We start from the raw sequence: 16,877 nt of genomic DNA, 5'->3' as shown, positions 1-16,877 counted from the left end.
CGATCGGTATGTGTTTCGTGCTTGTTCGAGCGCGGAACATGCTGTCGCCGGTCACCCGAAAATGAGATGCGTCCGCCCGTAGGCTGGATGCCATGACCGCAACGGGGGCAGACCGGGAGGCGGCGGGATCGACCACCCGCGGCTACTGGTGGTGGGAGCGGCGACGCGGTGTCGCCCTGGACGTGGGACTGGCGCTGGTATCGGCGCTGGAGTGTGGCCTGGAGGGGGTGGAGTTCGCCCGGAACACCGGGATACCGGTGCCGGTGGGCGTGGTGTTCGGACTGCTGGCGGGTTCGGTGCTGCTGGTGCGTCGGCGGTGGCCGATCGCCGTGGTGCTCGTGACGATCGCGATGACGCCCGCCGAGATGGGCTTCCTGATGGCCCTCGTGGGCCTCTACACGCTGGCCGCGTCCGAGGTGCCGCGCCGGATCACCGTCGTGCTGGCGGGGATGGCGCTGGTGGGGACGTTCGTCGTCACCTGGGTACGGCTGCGGCAGAGCGTGGCGGAGCAGACGGACTTCGGGCCGGGGGACTGGTACGTCCCGCTGATGTCCGTCTTCATGGCGGTGGGGCTCACCGCCCCGTCCGTGCTGCTCGGCCTCTACATAGGCGCCAGACGCCGTCTGATGGAGAGCTTGCGGGAGCGGGCCGATTCGCTGGAGCGGGAGCTGTCGCTGCTCGCGGACCGGGCGGAGGAGCGGGCCGAGTGGGCGCGTACGGAGGAGCGGACCCGGATCGCCCGGGAGATGCACGACGTGGTCGCCCACCGGGTGAGCCTGATGGTGGTCCACGCCGCCGCCCTGCAGGCCGTCGCGCCGAAGGACCCGGCGAAGGCGGTGCGCAACGCGGCGCTGGTCGGGGACATGGGCCGGCAGGCGCTGACGGAGTTGCGCGAGATGCTCGGGGTGCTGCGCAGCGGGGACGCGCTGACCGCGCCCGCGGCCGCGGGGGCGGGCGGGGGCGGGCGCGCGGTTCCGCTGGCGTCGGTGCGGCAGGCGGCCGTCGCGGCCGCTGCCGCCGCCGCGTCCGAGGACGGGCCCCGGCTGGATGAGCTGGAGGCGTTGGTGGCGCAGTCGCGGCAGGCGGGGATGACGGTGGAGCTGTCGGTTGACGGTGAGCCGCGGCCGTATCCGCCGGAGGTCGAGCAGACGGCGTTCCGGGTGGTGCAGGAGGCGTTGACGAACGTGCACAAGCACGCGGCGGGCGCGAAGACGTGGGTACGGCTCGCGCATCGGGAGGCCGAGGTCGCGATGCAGGTGGAGAACGGTCTTTCGGACTCGGCGGCGGCGGATGCGGGGCTGCCGAGCGGGGGGAACGGGCTGGTGGGGATGCGGGAGCGGGTGCAGGGGCTGGGGGGCGTGTTCGTGTCCGGTCCGACGGACGCGGGGGGCTTCCGGGTTTCGGCGGTGCTTCCCGACGGTTCGGGCGACGACGCCTGAAGCCGGTGCTCCTCGGCCCGCCTGCCTGTCCGCAGGGCGCGCTTGCGGCCCGTCCGGCGTGCGTGGCCGGCCGCCCTGGGGGTGAGGCCCGGCCCTTTCTGCCGTCCGGCACGTGCGGCCGGCAGCCTTTGTAGCCCGTCCGGCGATTGAGGACGGAACCCTGGCTGTGGAGAGCGGCGACCCCTCCGCGTCCGGGAAGAGATGGTGCCGTTCGTCCGGAGCGACGGTTCCGTCCTCAAGCGCCGGACGGGCTGGGGGTGGCCGGTCCCGTCCTCAAGCTGCGGTCTGAGCGGCGGACGGGCTGACCGGGGCGTCCTCGGGCGCCGGGCCGGCCGGGGCGGGCCGCAGGTCCTGGGTCTCCGGGCGCGGCCTCACGCGCCGGGCGGGTCGGAGGGTGCCGAGGTCAGGCGGGCCGGCTGGGTGCCGGTGATCAGGGTCGCCAGTGCCTCGTCGATGTCCTGGCCCAGGAACCAGTCGCCCGTGTGGTCGACGCTGTACACCCGGCCCTCCGCGTCGATCGCCAGGACCGCCTGCTCCTCGCCCTCCGCCCCGAGCGGGCTGACCTCCGTCTCCAGGGCGCGGCCGAGGTCCCCGAGCGTCCGGGCCAGGTGGAGGCCGCTGAGCGGATCGATGCGTACGGCGGCGGGCGCGATGTGGCGGCCGGGCGCGGAGGCGGTGATGTGGAGGCCGCCGAACTCGGCCCAGGCCTCGACCGCGGCCGGGAAGACGGCGTGCTGGTGGCCGGCCGGGGAGGCGTGGGAGCGCAGCGCGTCGGCCCATTCCTCCGCCTGGCGGATGTCCCAGCGCCCGGGCTGCCAGCCCGCTTCGCGCAGGGCGGCGTCGACGGCGACGGGGAACCGGGTGGTGGAGTGCTGCTGGCGGTCGTGCATCGGTGGGCGGTCAGCCCTTCTCGGCGGTGGTCGCGGCGCCGGTGGAGGTCAGGTCGACGGGGCGTACGCCGAAGTGGGACAGGAGTGCGGAGCAGGACCGGCAGGGTGGTGCGTAGCTGCCGTGGAGGGGGTCGCCGTCCTCGCGGATGCGGCGGGCGGTGAGCCGGGAGTGTTTGAGCGCGCGGCGCGCTTCCCCGTTGGTCAGGGGTTTTCGCTGGGCGCGTTTGGAGCGCCCGCTCTCGGCGGCGGTGAGCTGGCGGGAGAGCAGTATGGCTTCGGGGCAGCGGCCGGTGAAGCGTTCGCGCTGGCCGCTGGTGAGGGTGTCGAGGAAGTCCTGGACGAGCGGGTGCAGCACCGGTGGCTGGTCCCCCTTGCCCGCGGTGCAGGTCAGCGTCTCGCCGCGGACGGACAGTGCGGCGGCCACGGCGGGGAGGATCCCGTCGCGGCGGTGGATCAGTCGGGGCGTACGGCTGGTCTCGGTGCTGCTCCAGCTGAGTCGCGGATCCCCTGATGTGACGGTTTGTGTGGAATGCATCGTGCTGTCGTCCCTCCCTGCAATCCCCCGAGTTGCGGGGACAGCCTGCCAAATGTGCCAGGTGGTGGGGAAGCTGGGGCGGGGAAACGCGTCTGCGTGTCGCGCGAAGGTGCGGGACCGTCGCCTCACCGTCACGCGCGTGTGACCGTTCGTGACGGTCCCGGCGGGACGGGATCCCCTGGTGCCCCACCGCTTAGGCTGTGCGGAACACCGGACGCAGCAGGGGGCATCAGCCATGACGACAGGTCGGCTCGGGCAGCAAGCCGCGCCACCGAACGCCGCCTACGCCGGGCAGGTCGTGAACTTCCCGGACCCGGTCCGGGCGTCCCGCCACCCCGGAGGGGTGCGGATGGACGGGAGCGGCCACCCGGTTCTTTCGCCGTACGCGCGTGCCGCCGCCGAGATCGCCGATCCGCCCCCGGGCTTCGGCATCGATGAGCTGCGCCTCACGGACTATGTGTCGGCGAACGCGGCGTTGGCGGCGAGCGGTCATGACCTGTGGGACACGATTCCCGCTGTGGCGACCCCGCACGGCTGGACGTGGCACCACGTGCCGGGTGGCCGGCGGATGGAGCTGGTGCCGGTCGAGGTGAAGGCGCTGCTGCGCCATCACGGCGGTCTGGCGGGTACGGACGTGGATCAGAACCGGCGTGGCACCCGCCCGTTGCAGGAGACCCGTCCGACGCATTTCCGGCTGCCCAAGGGGGCGGCCGCGGTGAGCGAGCAGCAGGTTCAGGGCGTCGAGGAGGACCTCGGCTTCCGGCTGCCCGGCGCGTACCGGTCGTTCCTGAAGGCGGCGGGCGGTTCGGCCCCGGCGGGCGCGGCGCTGGACGCGGAGCTGGGGCTGCTGGTGGACCAGCCGTTCTTCACGGTGCGTGACGAGGCCGCGGTGAACGATCTGGTGTATGTGAACAAGTGCCTGCGGGACCACTTCACCAAGGACTACCTGGGCGTCGCGTTCGTCCAGGGCGGGATCGTCGCGGTGAAGGTGCGCGGCCAGGATCTCGGTTCGGTGTGGTTCTGCCCGTACGACGATGCCCGGGACCAGGACGGCTGGAGTGTCCAGGAGCGTGTGGAGCGGCTGTTGCTGCCCTGCGGTGCGGACTTCGACGCCTTCCTCCAGCGGTTGGCGGGCAATCCGCCGGAGCTGGAGACCGTGGCGAACCTGATGGTGGACGGTGGCTTCGCGCGCGCCGTCCCGGTGGAGGGGTGAGCGCGGTGGTGACTTTCGCGCAGGCGCAGGAGCGGGCGGACGAGTGGGTCAACGGTGACGTGCCCGCGTATCAGCACCGTGAGGTGCGGGTCCGTGAGTTCGAGCTGGGGTTCGTGGTGTGGGCCGAGGACCGGCCGGAGGGCCCCGTGTCGGACGGGGGCCGTCAGCGGCTGGTGATCGCGCGGGACAGTGGTGAGGCGACGTTGTGGCCGGGGCTGCCGGTGGGTGAGGTGATCCGGCGGTACGAGGAGGAGTACGGGGCTCCGGCCGGTGCGCCGGTCGCCGCTCCCGAGCCGCCGCGGCGGGTTGATCTGAACCAGACGTCGTTCCTGTTGACGCCGCCGGAGTGGCTCCAGGAGGCGGCGGACAAGCTGGGGATTCCGGATCACCGTGCGGAGCGGCGGGAGTCGGAGGAGGCGTCCGCGGCTGCTTCCGGTGCGCCTGCTGCCGCTCCTGTTCACGAGCCGGAGCCGACGCCCGGGCCGACGCCCGGGTCGGGACCCGGATCGGGGCCCGGGTCCGGGCCCGCCCCTGCGTCCTCCCTCGGCACGGACATGCCGCCGGCTCCCTCTCCGGCTTCCGCCGGGGGCTCCGCCGCGTCGTGGCCCGCCGCTGGCGGTGGCGACGACCACGAGCCCACGGCCTCCGAGGGCGTGCCCGCCGGGGCGACCCCCTGGGCGGGTACGGACACCAACTCCGACTCCGACGACGGGGCCGTCCCGCTGCCCGCGACGGTGTTCGCGCCGCCGTTGTCGGGCACGGACGACGAGGGGACTCCGCCGCCGGTCGTCCCGGCGGAGGCGCCCACCGCCCTGATGTCCGGGGGCAGTCAGCTGCCGCGTACGCAGGTGGCGCAGGCGCTTCGGCCGGATCAGGGTCCTCCGGGACCGTCCGGCGACATCGCGGACGCGGCCACCAGCAAGGCCACCGTGCCGCCACGCGGGGCCCGCGGGGGCGGTGGGTCGACCCCGCCGCCGCCCGGTGCGCCGGGGGTCCCCGGGATGCCGCCCGGTGCGACGCCGCCGTCTTCGGGCCCGGGTGCGCCCGGTGCTCCGGCGGGCGGGTATCTCCCGACGCAGCTGGTCTCCCAGCTCGGCCCGCCCGGCGGCACCCCGCCGCCGGGTCCGCCGCCGGGTTCGACCCCGCCTCCCGGTCCTCCTGGCCCTCCCGGCCCCCCTGGTCCTCCCGGTCCGCCGCCGGGTTCCACGCCGCCTCCGGGCGGTGGGATGCACCATGCCGCGACGATGTTCGCCGACGGGAGCAGCATCGGTGCGGGCGTCGCGGGTGCGCCCAGGCCGCCGGGTCCGCCGGGCCCGCCCGGTGCCCCGGGAGTCCCGCAGCCTCCCGGCCCGCCCGGTGTTCCGGGTGCGCCGCAGCCTCCTGGTCCGCCGGGTCCGCCGCCGGGTTCCACGCCGCCTCCGGGCGGCGGGGTGCACCACGCGGAGACGATGTTCGCGAGTCCGGGGCAGGTAGGGCCGCCCGGTCCTCCCGGCCCGCCCGGGGCCCCCGGCGCTTCGCTGGGCGGGGCCCCCGGTCCCGTACCGCAGCCGCCGGGTCCTCCCGGCCCGCCGCCCGGTGCGCACACCCCGCCGCCCCCGGCGTACGGCTATCCGCAGCAGCCCACCGGTCAGCCGACCGTGGGCCCCGGCTACCAGGCCGTGCTGCGGTTCCGGGCCCCGGACGGCAGCGAGCAGCAGCTGATCCGCCGCTCGGCGCCGGGAACCCCGCACCCCGAGTGGCAGATGCTGCACGAGCTGCGGGCGATGAACGTGCCGCCGCAGCAGGTCATCGAGCTGCACACCGAGCTGGAGTCCTGTGAGCTGCCGGGCGGGTACTGCGCCCGGATGATCCGGGAGACCTGGCCGCAGGTGCGGATCACCAGCGTCGCCCCGTACGGCACGGATCACGCCAGTCGGCAGCAGGGCATGCAGCATCTGCTGACGCACCAGGGCGAGTTGCACCAGGTCGCGGACGGCCCGGCGCGGCCCGCACCGGTGCGGGCGCCGCTGCCGCAGATGCCGCCCGCGCCCGTGCTGCCGCCGGAGGCGGTGGCCGAGGAGCTGGCGCAGGCGTTCGGTCCGCAGGGCATCATGCGGTTCGACCAGCGGGCGGTGTCCCGTCAGGGGGTGCCCGAGGTCGTCGCGCAGACGCTGGTGTGGGCGGGGCTGCCCGCCGATTTCGGGCCGTTCTTCTGGGCGCAGCCGGGGCAGCCGGTGGTGCCGACGCTGGCCGAGCTGGCGGCGCAGCGGCAGGTGCCGCCCGCGCCGGACGCGGGGTCGTATCTGGTGATGGGCACGGACTTCGGCCGGGCGATCTGTGTGCAGTACGGGACGGCGAACATCGTGGCCGTACCGGTGGAGGCGGGCCTCGGCGGGCAGCCGGTGCCGCCGCAGTTCGTGAACACCGGGCTGCCGGAGTTCGTGCGCTCGATGGCGTTGCTGGGCCGGATGTGGCGGTTGCGGTTCGGGCTGAACCCGGAGCAGGCGGGCCGCTGGACCGTCGACTTCCAGGCACAGCTGGTGGCGCTGGACCCGGCGGCGCTGGCGTCGCCGGAGAGCTGGTGGTCGGTGCTGCTGGAGCAGATGTGGGACGGCTTGATCTGAGCCGTACGCGCGGCTGAGCGGCGAGCGTGCGCGAGGTGCCCGGACCCGGAAGGGGCCGGGCCAGGGGGTGTCCGGGCGGGCACCCCCTCGTCGTGCGCGGGGGTGCCGGGCGATGATCACCGGTTCGCCCGGTTCTGTGATGCCGGTCGCTTCCGGCCTGAATGCGGTTGATCGATTCCGACTTCCGGCACCAATTGCCGCATCCTTGGCGTGTTACGGGTGTCGGAGCGTGGCAGAGCGTGTCGGCGGGTCGGAGAGGGGTTTCAGGGATGAGTGCTGGACCGGTGTCCGCGTACGACGTCGTCGGGGTGCGGGGGCGTGGCTACCGTCCCGAGCAGGTGGACCGGGCGACGGCCGCCCTGACGGCCGAGCGGGATGGGGCGCTGGCCGAGATCGCGCGGCTGACGGGCCGGGTGGAGGAGCTGCTCGCCGAGTCCGCCCGGCTGGCGGAGGCCGTCGCGACGCTGCCCGTGCAGGACTACGCGGAGCTGGGGGAGCGCGCGCAGCGGATCCTGGCGCTGGCCGAGAGTGAGGCGGAGACGCTGCACACCGACGCGGTGGCGGCGGGCCAGGCGCTGCGGGACGCTGCCGAGGCGGCGGGCCGGGCGGTCGCGGACGCGGCGCGCGAGGCGGCCGGCGAGGTGCGTGCGGCGGCGGACCGGGCGGCGGAGGAGCGGCTGGCCGGGGCGGCCCGGGAGGCGGAGGGCGTACTCGCCGCGGCCCGGAAGGACGCCGAGGAGGTGCGCTCGGCCGCCGCTTCCGTGATGGCGCAGACCCGTGACCGTACGGCGAGCGTGCTGGCCCACCAGGAGCAGGAGCACGCGGAGCGCCGTAAGGCGGCCGATGCCGAACTGGCCGCCGAGGAGGCGGCGTTGGAGACCCGGTACGCGCAGCTGACCGAGCGGGCCGAGGCGCTGCTCGCGGAGGCCGGCCGGGACCTCGCCGCCACGCAGGAGGCGGCCCGGCACCGGCAGGAGGACGCGGAGGCGCGGGCGGCTGAGCTGCTGGCCGAGGCCCGGGTCCGTGAGGAGCGGGTGGTGCGGGAGACGGAGCGGATCCTGCGGGAGCACGAGGAGGGCCGCGAGGAGGCCCAGGCGCACATGGCGCATGTGCGCAGCTCGCTGGCGGCGCTGACGGGACGGGTGGCGCCGGAGCCGGACGGGCCGGAGGACTGAGCGGGCCCCGGGCCCCGGGCCATGGAGTCCGGGCTCTGGGCCATGGAGTCCGGGTTCTGAGGTTCGGGGTCTGGCCGGTCGCAACGGGTGGCAACTCTTGACGAACGCGTGTTCTCGGGAGGTGATGGGGAGCGTTCAGTTCACACGTTTCCGTTCCCCGTTCAGCAGGGAGTGTTCATGTCGGTCCCAGCGCCGGACATTCTGTCACCCGAGTTCGAGAGAGATCCGTACCGGGCGTATCGCCTGATGCGTCAGGACACGCCTCTCCTGTGGCACGAGGCGACCAAGAGTTACATCGTCTCGCGTTACGAGGACGTCGAGCGCGTCTTCAAGGACAAAGAAGGCGAATTCACCACGGAGAACTACGACTGGCAGATCGAGCCCGTGCACGGGCGGACTATTCTCCAGCTCAGCGGGCGCGAGCACGCCGTGCGTCGGGCCCTGGTCGCCCCGGCCTTCCGGGGCAGCGATCTGCGGGAGAAGTTCTTACCGGTCATCGAGCGCAATTCGCGCGAACTGATCGACGGGTTCCGTGATTCCGGTTCCGCCGATCTGGTCGCCGACTACGCCACCCGTTTTCCCGTCAACGTCATCGCAGACATGCTCGGACTGGACAAGTCCGACTACGAGCGATTTCACGGCTGGTACACGGCTGTCATCGCGTTTCTCGGTAATCTCTCCGGAGACCAGGACGTGGCGCGGGCCGGTGAGCGTACGCGCGTCGAGTTCGCCGAGTACATGCTGCCGATCATCCGGAAGCGGCGGGAGGCGCCGGGCGACGACCTGTTGTCGACGCTGTGCACCGCGGAGATCGACGGCGTCCGGATGGGCGACGAGGACATCAAGGCGTTCTGCAGTCTGCTGCTCGCAGCCGGAGGAGAGACCACCGACAAGGCCATCGCCGGCATCTTCGCCAATCTGCTGCGGCATCCGGAGCAGTTGGAGGCGGTCCGCGCCGATCACGGCCTGATACCCCGAGCCTTCGCCGAGACGCTGCGCTACACACCGCCGGTCCACATGATCATGCGGCAGTCGGCGACGGAGGTGGAGCTGAGTGGCGGGACCATACCGGCGGGCTCCACCGTCACCTGCCTGATAGGCGCTGCCAACCGTGACGAGGACCGCTACCGGGACCCCGATGTCTTCGACATCTTCCGCGAGGACCTGACCGCCACGAACGCCTTCTCGGCGGCGGCCGACCATCTCGCCTTCGCACTCGGCCGGCACTTCTGCGTCGGTGCTCTGCTGGCCAAGGCCGAAGTCGAGACCGGTGTGGGTCAGCTGCTCGACGCGATGCCGGATCTGCGGCTGGCCGACGGCTTCGACGCGGTCGAGCGCGGTGTCTTCACCCGAGGACCGCAGAGCCTGCCGGTCCGCTTCACGCCGGTGTCCGGCTGACCGGGAGGTCGACGTCGCCCCGAGCGGCCGGAGGCGCCCCGGATTCCGGCCGCTCGCGCCCCGGTCCCCGGCCGCTCGCACCGCGGTCTCCGGCCGCTCGCCCCCGGTCTCCGCCCGCTCGCGCCGTGACGGGGCGCCGCTACTGCGACATCGGGCTGAACCGGACCGGCAGCGTCGACAGCCCGCGCATCCAGATCGAAGGACGCCAGGAGAGCTCCGTCGGCTCGACCGCCAGCATCAGGTCCGGCAGCTGTTCCAGCAGCGTCTCCACCGCCGTACGGGCCATCACGTCGGCCAGCAGCGGTGCTGGATAGGGGCAGCGGTGCTCGCCGCCGCTGAACGACAGGTGTGCGGAGTTCTCGGCGCCGACGTAACTCTCCGGCCAGATCTCCGGGTCGGTGTTGGCCGCGGCGAGTCCGAGGACCAGGCAGTCGCCCGCCCGGATGTGCCGGCCGCCGAGCTGGGTGTCCCGTACGGCCCAGCGGCCGATGAAGTTCTGCGTCGGGGTGTCGAGCCACAGCACCTCGTTGAGCGCCTCGCCGACGCTGAGCCGGCCGCCGGAGACGTTCACCGCGAAGCGTTCGTCCGTCAGGAGCAGCCGCAGCGTGTTGCAGATCCAGTTCGCGGTGGGCTGCTGGGCGGCGGCGATCACCGAGATCAGGTCCTGGACGATCTCCTCGTCGGTGAGGCCCGCCCCGTGCGTCACCATGCGGGAGGTGACGTCGGTGCCGGGGGCTGCCCGCTTGTCCGTGACCAGTTGGCGCAGCCGGTCGCCGACGCGTCCGTAGGCCGCCACCGGGTCGTCGCCCTCGCCGGCGTCGAGCGAGATGCGCAGGTCGTCCACCAACCGCTGGGTGTCGGAGCCCGACACCGGCATGCCGCACATCTGGACGACGGCCCGCATCGGCAGGGCGTGGACGTAGCTGCTCATCAGCTCCGTCCGGCCGCTTCCGGCGAACTCCGCGATGAGCGCGTCGGCGATGCGGCGGCAGTCACGTGCCAGCTCGAACTGGTCGATGCCTTCGAGGGCCTCGGTGATGACGCCGGCCCTGCGCCGGTGCTCGTCGCCCTCGGTGAAGAGAACCGACGGCTGGTAGCCGACGAACGGCATCAGCGGCCAGTCCGGGGGAATGGTCTCCCACTGGTTCCAGCGGCGCGAGTCCCGTGCGAACAGCTCGTCGTGCGTGAGCACGTAGGACAGTTCGGCGTAGCCGAGGACCAGCCACGCCGGAACGTCGCCGTCGAGCAGGACCGGCGCCACCGCTCCGTGTTCCCGCCGCAGCGAGCGGTAGAGCTCCGTGGGGGTCTGCTGGTAGGAGGCTCCGGACAGGCGCACCGCGTCGGCGCCGGCGCCCACCGGGCAGCCGGAGGCGGCCGGAGGACCGAAGGAGGGACCGAAGGAGGGGCTGGAGGGGCTGGAGGTGGTCATGGTGTCGTCTCCCGGGCGATGGCCATCGTGCGCAGATGGTCGACGAGCGTGATCAGTACGTTCTTGCTGGACCGCCGGACCCGGGCGTCGCAGTCGATCATCGGGATGTGCTCGGGCAGCGCCAGGGCCTGACGGATCTCGTCGAGGGAGTGGGCGAGGTCGTCGTCGAAGCGGTTGACCGCCACCACGAACGGTGTGCCGTGGTGCTCCAGCCGGTCGATCGCGTACCAGGAGTCGTCCATCCGGCGGGTGTCCACGAGGACCACGGCGCCGAGCGTGCCGGAGAACAGCCGGTCCCACAGGAACCAGAACCGCTCCTGGCCCGGTGCGCCGAACAGGTAGAGCACGATGCGCTCGGTGAGGCTGATGCGCCCGAAGTCGAAGGCGACCGTGGTGGTCGTCTTGGCGTCGACGCCGTCCGTCTCGTCGACGCCGACGCCCGCCTGGGTCATGACCTCTTCGGTGTTCAGCGGCCGGATCTCGCTCACCGAGTGGACGAGCGTGGTCTTGCCGACGCCGAATCCTCCGACGACGACTATCTTCAGGCCGGTTTCCGCGGCGTCGGCCAGCGGGGTGCGCTGTGCCGGCAGCTCATAGCCTCCGGAGCCCATGGAGCACCTCCTTCAGCAGGTCGGAGTCGGGGAGCGCGCCGGGTGAGGCGGGCGTCTGCGGGTGTCGGGCGGTGATACGACCCATGGTGTGGAGGTCGTCGAGCAGGATGCGCACCACGGTGACGGGAAGGGAGAGTTCGGCGGCGATCTCGACGACGGCGGTCGGGCGGCGGCACAGGTCGAGGATCCGCGCGTGCTCCGACTGCATTCCGACCGTGGGCCGGCACTCGCTGACCACGAGGGTCACCAGATCGAAGGAGTCCGCGGAGCGGCTGCGTCCGCCGGTGACCGTGTAGAGCCGGTCGGGTGCTCCGGTGTCGACGGGGCGGAGGGTCATGACGCGCTCCTCGGCACCTCGCCGCGTGGGGCGGCGCGCAGGTGCTCGCCGATCTGCTCGACCATCTCCGTCATCTGGTGGCCCACCACGCTGGGGTCGGCCTCCTCCGTGGCGACGACGGCCAGATGCGCGCCCTCACCGGCCTCGACGATGAAGAGCAGACCGCCGTGGAACTCGGTCATCGAATGCCGGACGCCTCCGGTGCTGTCGCCGAACTCGATGGAAGCGCCCTGCGCGAGCGCCTGCATGCCCGAGCAGATGGCCGCCAGTTGATCGGCCTGGTCGAGAGTGAGGTGCTCGGTCCAGCACAGCTTGAGCCCGTCGCGTGACAGGGCCAGGGCGTGCCGGGTGCCGGGGGTCTGCTCAAGGAGCCTCTGCAGGAGCCAGGTGAGGCTGTTGTCTGTGGTCTGCATGACGAGTGACGGGACCGTGGCGCCGGGGGAGCGGCGAGGGCCCGCACCTCCAATCTCGGTGTTCGAGCGAGCGCGTCCGGCGGACCGGACACCGTACGGATGGGCGTTCCGGGCTACGGAGCGGTGGTCGGCGGTACGGTCCCGCCTTCGGGCCCTCCGGTCCCGCCTTCGGGCCCTCCGGCCCTGCGTTCGGGATGCCCGGCCCCGGGCTCGGGCTGTCCGGGAGCGCCTCCGGGACTGGCCGCGGGCTTGGTGCCGCGCCGGAAGGCGCCGAACTGCTGTCCCGCGCTGCGCGGCGGTGAGGTCCGCGGCGCGCCGGCGCGCGGGTCTGCCGGAGCGGCGGGCGCGGGCGAGCCGCGGTGGCGGCCGCGCTCCCGGTCCGCCTCCGCCATGGTGCGGCCGGGCGTGCGTACGGGCAGGCCGCCGGGGGTGGAGCTCACGGGCGGGCCGACCGTGCCCCGCCCGGACTCGCGCGGACGGACCACGAGGTGGTTCTCCACCGTCGCGGGCGGCGGCGGAGCGAACGGGTCCTGCCGCGGTGTTACGGGGGTGGGCGCGACCGCTTCCGGCGCGGAGGGCGCAGGGGGCGCGGGCGTGACGGGCGGCGGCGCGTAGGCCGGCGAGGGCGGTGCGGAGGCGGCGGGCGCGGGCGGCAGCGCCGGAGAGGCCGGAGAAGCCGGGGAGGCCGGTGAGGGCAGGGCGGAGGCGGCGGGCGCGGGTGGCGGTGCCGGGGAGGCGGTGGCGGGCGCGGGCGGCGTCGGCGCGGGCGCGGCGACCCCCCGATGAACCGGAGCCGGGTGGTTCTCGCGCGGCTCCTGCGCGATCAGATGCCGGGGCAGCAGGACGACCACGCCGGTGCCGCCACGGGAGGACGGCCGGTAGTTGACGCTGATCCGGTGCTTGAGCGCGAGCCGTCCCACCACGGCGAGACCGAGCCGGGTGCCCTGGAGGGTCGCGAGGTCGGTCGTCCGCCCGGCGACGGAGTCCGCCGCCCGTCGCATCGCCGCGTCGGCCATCTTCAGACCGCTGTCCTCGATGGTCACGACGATGCCGGTGCCGCGCTCCTCGACGTAGACGTGCACCTCGTCGATGGGCGGCGAGAAGTTGGCGGCGTTGTCCATCAGTTCGGCGAGCAGGTGCATCACGCCCTCGGCCGCGAAGCCGGAGATGGAGACGCTGGAGGAGCAGTGCAGCCGTACGCGCTGATAGGCGGCGATGCGGCCGACCGCGCCGCGCAGGATGCTCTCCATGACGATCGGCCTGTTCCAGGCGCGGCTCGGCCGGCCGCCCATCAGCAGCGCCAGCCGGTCCGTCATCAGTCCGAGCTGCGAGGTGCTGTGGTCCAGCTTCAGCAGATCGCCGAAGACCTCTTCGCCGTGACGTTCCTGCATGCTCCGCAGGTCGGCGAGCATGCTGACGGACTTCGCCTGGACCCGGCTGAGCGCCTTGGCCGACGCGGTCGTCGCCGCGAGAGCACGGCGCTCGCTGAGCGCGAGTTCCCGGAGCACCGCCTCGACCGACGCGCGCAGCAACGGCTGTTCCGGCAGGTACACCTCGGACTGCACCGTGGCGCCGGACTCGCCGTCACGGAGCCTGGTGACCACGCCCGGCAGCGTGTCGCGGGTGAACCGGTCGACCTCGGAGTTCAGCGCGTGCAGCTCCTCGCGGAGCCGTGCGTTCTCCGTTCCCAGCTCGTCGTGGACCCGCGTGCTCTCCGTCCGCAGCGAGGTGGTCTGCTGCTCCTGCCCTTCGACCGTGGTCGCGAGGACGTGCAGCAGCTTGCGCTGACGCGGGCTGCGCGGCAGCGGGATGCGGCCGAGGGCGTCGGTGGCCTTCACTCCGCCGCGTACCAGCTGGATCAGGGCGGGCAGCGCCACGTCGGCGGTGTGCGCCGTGTCCGTTTCGAGCGCGGCCAGCGCGGCCTTGAGCCGTTCGGTCTCCGCGAGGTGAGCGGCGGCCGAACGCCGTGCCCGCCGGGTGACGCCGTGAGCGGTGGCGAGCGTGACGGCCAGGGCCACCCAGGCGGTGAGGACCACCGCCACGACCCAGCCGCGCGCCTCCGAAGGCGCCAGAACCACTGCCACGGCTCCGGCGACGGCACTCGCCGACAACACGGCCACGAGCGGGGCTATCGCGGCTCTCGGCGTCTTCATCGGCCGGTGCTGACTGGCTGGTGCGGGTTTCGGCATGGATGCGGTCCCTCAGTTCTACCGGGCAGAAGGTATGCGGCCGCTCCGAGAAGGTGCAGATCACCTTGGTGCATCGGAGGAAAGCGGAAGCAGCCTTTCCTGTCAGGGGTTGACCACATCGTAGACATGCTTGTGAGGCAGATGATTCGGTCTGCGGCATAGTCCGTAGGCAGAGTGATTTTGTCGGGAAGTGGCCAGCGGACTTTGGGTGTTGTGGTACTCGCGCGATGATGCACCGTACGGGGGGTGCCGGCGGGGAAAGGGTCCCGGGGAGGTGGCCAGAGCATATGCGTTATGCCCGCCGAACGCCCTTGGTGCAGGCCCTGATCTGGTGATTGCTTGGGGGCCGATAAATTCTTTTCGGCCAATCTGGAAAGCTTTACCGGATCGTATCGGCCGAGGCTGTGGTACCGGTAAATCCGGGATGGCACCGGTACATACTCAGTGACACCAGTAAGTGGGGCGGCTTCGCCTGCCGATGGCCGGTCCGACCACGGTGAAACCCCGCACGTTCTCCGTGTGGGGCCGGCCTGCGGGCACGTTCGCTCGATGCGATCGTGCCGCACGGCACAGGCGGACGGGCCGCCCTTCTCGATGGCCTCATACATAGCTGAGCGGTGAGTGTTCAGCCGTTCGGCCATCTCAATGCTGGAGAGCTGCTGGTTGTCGAGGTGGAAGAACACGGCGGCAGTCGACCATGATCCACCTCCCGCATGCGGCTCCGCATCGTCGCCCACAACCGTGCCAGGGCCCGGTTGCGGACACATGTTCAGCGAGCGGCGACCGCTTCGACGAAGGCGGTCCAGGCGGCGGCCGGGAGGACGAGGGCGGGGCCGTGGGGGTTCTTGCTGTCACGGACGGGGACGACGCCGGGGAATCCGTCCGCCACCTGTACGCAGTTGCCGCCCTCCTCGTTGCTGTAGCTGCTGCTGCGCCACGCGGCGGCGGTCAGATCGGGACGGGATGCTTCCTGCACGGTAATCAACCTCCAGCACGGATCGGATCAGGTCGAGCGACATGGGCGGCGGTAGTGCCATCGCCCTGAGTTGATCGTAAGTCAGGTCGAACTGTTCGACCTCGTCCGGTTCCTCGGTCAACTGGCCGTGGTGCGCCCCTTCCGTGTAGGCGACCTTGGCGCCGCCCGGCATCACCAGCACGGAGAGCGAACCGGCCAGAGCACCGTGCGCGCCCTGGTCGAACGGCAGCACCTGAACGGTGATGTTGGGCTCCTCCGCCATCCTGAGCAGCTTCTCCAGCTGACCGCGCATCACCACCGCTCCACCGACCGGACGCCGGAGCACGGCCTCGTCGAGGATGATCCACAGCTCCGGCCGGTCCGGACCGGTCAGCCGCACCTGGCGGTCGAGCCGGGCCGCGACGCGCTCCTCCAGGTGTTCGGCGTCGCGCAGCGAGTGGCCCATGCTCAGCAGGGCCCGCGCGTACGCAGGGGTCTGCAGCAGGCCGGGCACGGCGTGCGAGGAATACTCACGGATCATCGTCGCGCGGGCGGAGTACGCGATGAACGCCCGCGACCAGTCCGGATACGCCTCCCGGTAAACGTACGGCCAGAGGTCGATCAGTAAGTCGTCCGCCACCAGTTCCTTGTCCAGGACCCGGGTCAGCTCCAGCGTCGGCTTCGCGCCGGTCGCGCGCTCCAGTTGGGCGATCCGGCTGCTGACCACGTGGGCGAGTGTGCCCACTTCGGCCTGGGTGAGTCCGGCCGCGACGCGGAGCTTGCGGAGGCGCGACCCGAAGAGGGCGGCCATGGAGGACTGCGGGTCAATTGCTTTGGCCATGGCGCTACTTCCGATTTCTTACGGCCTGCGGGATAAGGCGCTGTCACCTTCCGAGGCTAGGCCGCGGTGCCGACTCTTGAGTACGGAACGTCACGGAACCCGCACGTGTGGGTGACGTGAGAGGAGTCGAGTGAACGGATGGTCGGCATGACCGGCAAGAAGACGCCTGCGGCGACGGAGGCCGCCCGACGGGAAGAGGCCCCGCCCCTCCCGCGCCGCTTCGGGCTGACGTCCAACGGCTACGGGAGCCTGTCGCGGCAGTTCCCCTCGACACCCCGGGGAGCGCAGGTCGCCCGTCGCACGGTGGTGCGGCAGCTGGGGTACTGGGGGTTCGGGCCGATGACGGACGCGTCGTGCTCGGTGGCCCTGGTGGTGGCGGAGCTGGCCGCCAACGCGGTGTGCCACGGGCGGCTGCGGGGGCGGAACTTCCATGTGCGGGTGGACTACGAAGGCCCCGCGAGCCGCTTCCGTATCGAGGTCTCGGACGCCGTGCTCGGCCGGACGCCCGAGGACCCGAAGCTGCCGCCGGACGATCAGGAGTCGGGGCGCGGCCTGTTCCTGGTGGAGTGCATGGCGTCGCGGTGGGGGTGGGAGCCCCGGAACCCGATCGGGAAGACGGTGTGGGCGGAGGTGGCGGCTGTCCGGCCGGACGGCGAGGGCTGGGTCGCAGCACGCCTGGCGTAACTTCCCTCGGATGCAAGCCAGTTCGGCGCGCGTGCGTGGGATATTGGGTGGCACTGTTCTGAGACGGGGGTCCTCCATGAAGAGTGCGCGGCGAGCGCCGTTCCGGGTGTGGTTGGTATGGCTTCTGGTGCCTGTGTTGCTGGCGGTGGCCGGCTGCGGGGCGTC

15 protein-coding genes are annotated in these 16,877 nt (G+C 72.4%); 6 read left to right on the top strand and 9 right to left on the bottom strand.

All coding sequences use genetic code 11. The annotated features are described in order from the left end of the window. Nucleotides 1-92 precede the first annotated feature (92 nt). Nucleotides 93-1,439, top strand: coding sequence for a sensor histidine kinase (locus PSQ21_RS12705; protein WP_274030601.1), 1,347 nt, complete (start codon nucleotides 93-95; stop codon nucleotides 1,437-1,439). A 371-nt stretch (nucleotides 1,440-1,810) separates the two neighbouring features. Here PSQ21_RS12705 and PSQ21_RS12700 read toward each other — a convergent pair whose 3' ends face one another. After that, on the bottom strand, nucleotides 1,811-2,329 hold the full coding sequence (locus PSQ21_RS12700; protein WP_274030600.1) for an SUKH-3 domain-containing protein: 519 nt from the start codon (nucleotides 2,327-2,329) through the stop codon (nucleotides 1,811-1,813). A gap of 10 nt (nucleotides 2,330-2,339) precedes the next feature. Next, nucleotides 2,340-2,864 (bottom strand): YwqJ-related putative deaminase, encoded by a 525-nt coding sequence (locus PSQ21_RS12695; protein ID WP_073805023.1) that lies wholly within the window; start codon nucleotides 2,862-2,864, stop codon nucleotides 2,340-2,342. Between the two features lie 235 nt (nucleotides 2,865-3,099). Between PSQ21_RS12695 and PSQ21_RS12690 the strand changes: the two genes are divergently transcribed. The 4 genes from PSQ21_RS12690 (at nucleotide 3,100) to PSQ21_RS12675 (ending at nucleotide 9,253) form a co-directional block, all read left to right on the top strand. Continuing rightward, nucleotides 3,100-4,077, top strand: coding sequence for an SMI1/KNR4 family protein (locus PSQ21_RS12690; RefSeq protein WP_274030599.1), 978 nt, complete (start codon nucleotides 3,100-3,102; stop codon nucleotides 4,075-4,077). A 5-nt stretch (nucleotides 4,078-4,082) separates the two neighbouring features. Continuing rightward, the gene (locus PSQ21_RS12685) at nucleotides 4,083-6,680 is read left to right on the top strand and encodes an SUKH-4 family immunity protein (protein ID WP_397990429.1); all 2,598 of its coding nucleotides are present in this window, start codon (nucleotides 4,083-4,085) and stop codon (nucleotides 6,678-6,680) included. A 269-nt stretch (nucleotides 6,681-6,949) separates the two neighbouring features. Then, the gene (locus tag PSQ21_RS12680) at nucleotides 6,950-7,855 is read left to right on the top strand and encodes a cellulose-binding protein (RefSeq protein ID WP_274030597.1); all 906 of its coding nucleotides are present in this window, start codon (nucleotides 6,950-6,952) and stop codon (nucleotides 7,853-7,855) included. 246 nt (nucleotides 7,856-8,101) lie between these two features. Further along, nucleotides 8,102-9,253 (top strand): cytochrome P450, encoded by a 1,152-nt coding sequence (locus PSQ21_RS12675; RefSeq protein ID WP_274035731.1) that lies wholly within the window; start codon nucleotides 8,102-8,104, stop codon nucleotides 9,251-9,253. 139 nt (nucleotides 9,254-9,392) lie between these two features. Here PSQ21_RS12675 and PSQ21_RS12670 read toward each other — a convergent pair whose 3' ends face one another. The 7 genes from PSQ21_RS12670 to PSQ21_RS12640 form a co-directional block, all read right to left on the bottom strand. Beyond that, nucleotides 9,393-10,682 (bottom strand): cytochrome P450, encoded by a 1,290-nt coding sequence (locus PSQ21_RS12670; RefSeq protein ID WP_274030596.1) that lies wholly within the window; start codon nucleotides 10,680-10,682, stop codon nucleotides 9,393-9,395. Continuing rightward, the gene (locus PSQ21_RS12665) at nucleotides 10,679-11,293 is read right to left on the bottom strand and encodes a GTP-binding protein (protein ID WP_274030595.1); all 615 of its coding nucleotides are present in this window, start codon (nucleotides 11,291-11,293) and stop codon (nucleotides 10,679-10,681) included. Before PSQ21_RS12665 ends, PSQ21_RS12670 begins: the two co-directional genes overlap by 4 nt. Further along, nucleotides 11,274-11,630, bottom strand: a complete 357-nt coding sequence (locus tag PSQ21_RS12660; protein WP_274030594.1) for a DUF742 domain-containing protein — start codon at nucleotides 11,628-11,630, stop codon at nucleotides 11,274-11,276. The genes PSQ21_RS12665 and PSQ21_RS12660 overlap by 20 nt, the downstream gene beginning before the upstream one ends. Beyond that, a complete protein-coding gene (locus tag PSQ21_RS12655; RefSeq protein ID WP_007447032.1) occupies nucleotides 11,627-12,043 on the bottom strand; it encodes a roadblock/LC7 domain-containing protein in 417 nt (138 codons plus the stop codon). Before PSQ21_RS12655 ends, PSQ21_RS12660 begins: the two co-directional genes overlap by 4 nt. Nucleotides 12,044-12,156: 113 nt before the next feature. Next, on the bottom strand, nucleotides 12,157-14,196 hold the full coding sequence (locus PSQ21_RS12650) for a sensor histidine kinase (protein ID WP_274030593.1): 2,040 nt from the start codon (nucleotides 14,194-14,196) through the stop codon (nucleotides 12,157-12,159). Nucleotides 14,197-15,001: 805 nt separating this feature from the next. Continuing rightward, nucleotides 15,002-15,121, bottom strand: coding sequence for a DUF397 domain-containing protein (locus tag PSQ21_RS12645; RefSeq protein WP_274030592.1), 120 nt, complete (start codon nucleotides 15,119-15,121; stop codon nucleotides 15,002-15,004). Then, nucleotides 15,084-16,028 carry a helix-turn-helix domain-containing protein gene (locus PSQ21_RS12640; protein WP_274030591.1) on the bottom strand — a complete coding sequence of 315 codons (945 nt, stop codon included), beginning with the start codon at nucleotides 16,026-16,028 and terminating at the stop codon, nucleotides 15,084-15,086. Before PSQ21_RS12640 ends, PSQ21_RS12645 begins: the two co-directional genes overlap by 38 nt. 138 nt (nucleotides 16,029-16,166) lie before the next feature. Between PSQ21_RS12640 and PSQ21_RS12635 the strand changes: the two genes are divergently transcribed. Beyond that, entirely contained in the window at nucleotides 16,167-16,712 is a 546-nt protein-coding gene (locus tag PSQ21_RS12635; RefSeq protein ID WP_274030590.1) for an ATP-binding protein, read from the top strand. Nucleotides 16,713-16,877 lie beyond the last annotated feature (165 nt).

The organism is Streptomyces sp. MMBL 11-1 (genome assembly GCF_028622875.1).
In the GTDB taxonomy this organism is placed as follows: Bacteria; Actinomycetota; Actinomycetes; order Streptomycetales; family Streptomycetaceae; genus Streptomyces.
Note: the sequence above shows the minus strand (reverse complement) of the source record. Positions and strands in the feature narration are given on the sequence as shown.

Excerpts from the sequence above, each read along its gene's own strand:
- PSQ21_RS12705 (WP_274030601.1), top strand. The coding sequence starts at position 93 with ATGACCGCAACGGGGGCAGACCGGGAGGCGGCGGGATCGACCACCCGC.
- PSQ21_RS12700 (WP_274030600.1), bottom strand. The coding sequence starts at position 2,329 with ATGCACGACCGCCAGCAGCACTCCACCACCCGGTTCCCCGTCGCCGTC.
- PSQ21_RS12695 (WP_073805023.1), bottom strand. The coding sequence starts at position 2,864 with ATGCATTCCACACAAACCGTCACATCAGGGGATCCGCGACTCAGCTGG.
- PSQ21_RS12690 (WP_274030599.1), top strand. The coding sequence starts at position 3,100 with ATGACGACAGGTCGGCTCGGGCAGCAAGCCGCGCCACCGAACGCCGCC.
- PSQ21_RS12680 (WP_274030597.1), top strand. The coding sequence starts at position 6,950 with ATGAGTGCTGGACCGGTGTCCGCGTACGACGTCGTCGGGGTGCGGGGG.
- PSQ21_RS12675 (WP_274035731.1), top strand. The coding sequence starts at position 8,102 with ATGCGTCAGGACACGCCTCTCCTGTGGCACGAGGCGACCAAGAGTTAC.
- PSQ21_RS12670 (WP_274030596.1), bottom strand. The coding sequence starts at position 10,682 with ATGACCACCTCCAGCCCCTCCAGCCCCTCCTTCGGTCCCTCCTTCGGT.
- PSQ21_RS12665 (WP_274030595.1), bottom strand. The coding sequence starts at position 11,293 with ATGGGCTCCGGAGGCTATGAGCTGCCGGCACAGCGCACCCCGCTGGCC.
- PSQ21_RS12660 (WP_274030594.1), bottom strand. The coding sequence starts at position 11,630 with ATGACCCTCCGCCCCGTCGACACCGGAGCACCCGACCGGCTCTACACG.
- PSQ21_RS12655 (WP_007447032.1), bottom strand. The coding sequence starts at position 12,043 with ATGCAGACCACAGACAACAGCCTCACCTGGCTCCTGCAGAGGCTCCTT.
- PSQ21_RS12650 (WP_274030593.1), bottom strand. The coding sequence starts at position 14,196 with ATGAAGACGCCGAGAGCCGCGATAGCCCCGCTCGTGGCCGTGTTGTCG.
- PSQ21_RS12640 (WP_274030591.1), bottom strand. The coding sequence starts at position 16,028 with ATGGCCAAAGCAATTGACCCGCAGTCCTCCATGGCCGCCCTCTTCGGG.
- PSQ21_RS12635 (WP_274030590.1), top strand. The coding sequence starts at position 16,167 with ATGGTCGGCATGACCGGCAAGAAGACGCCTGCGGCGACGGAGGCCGCC.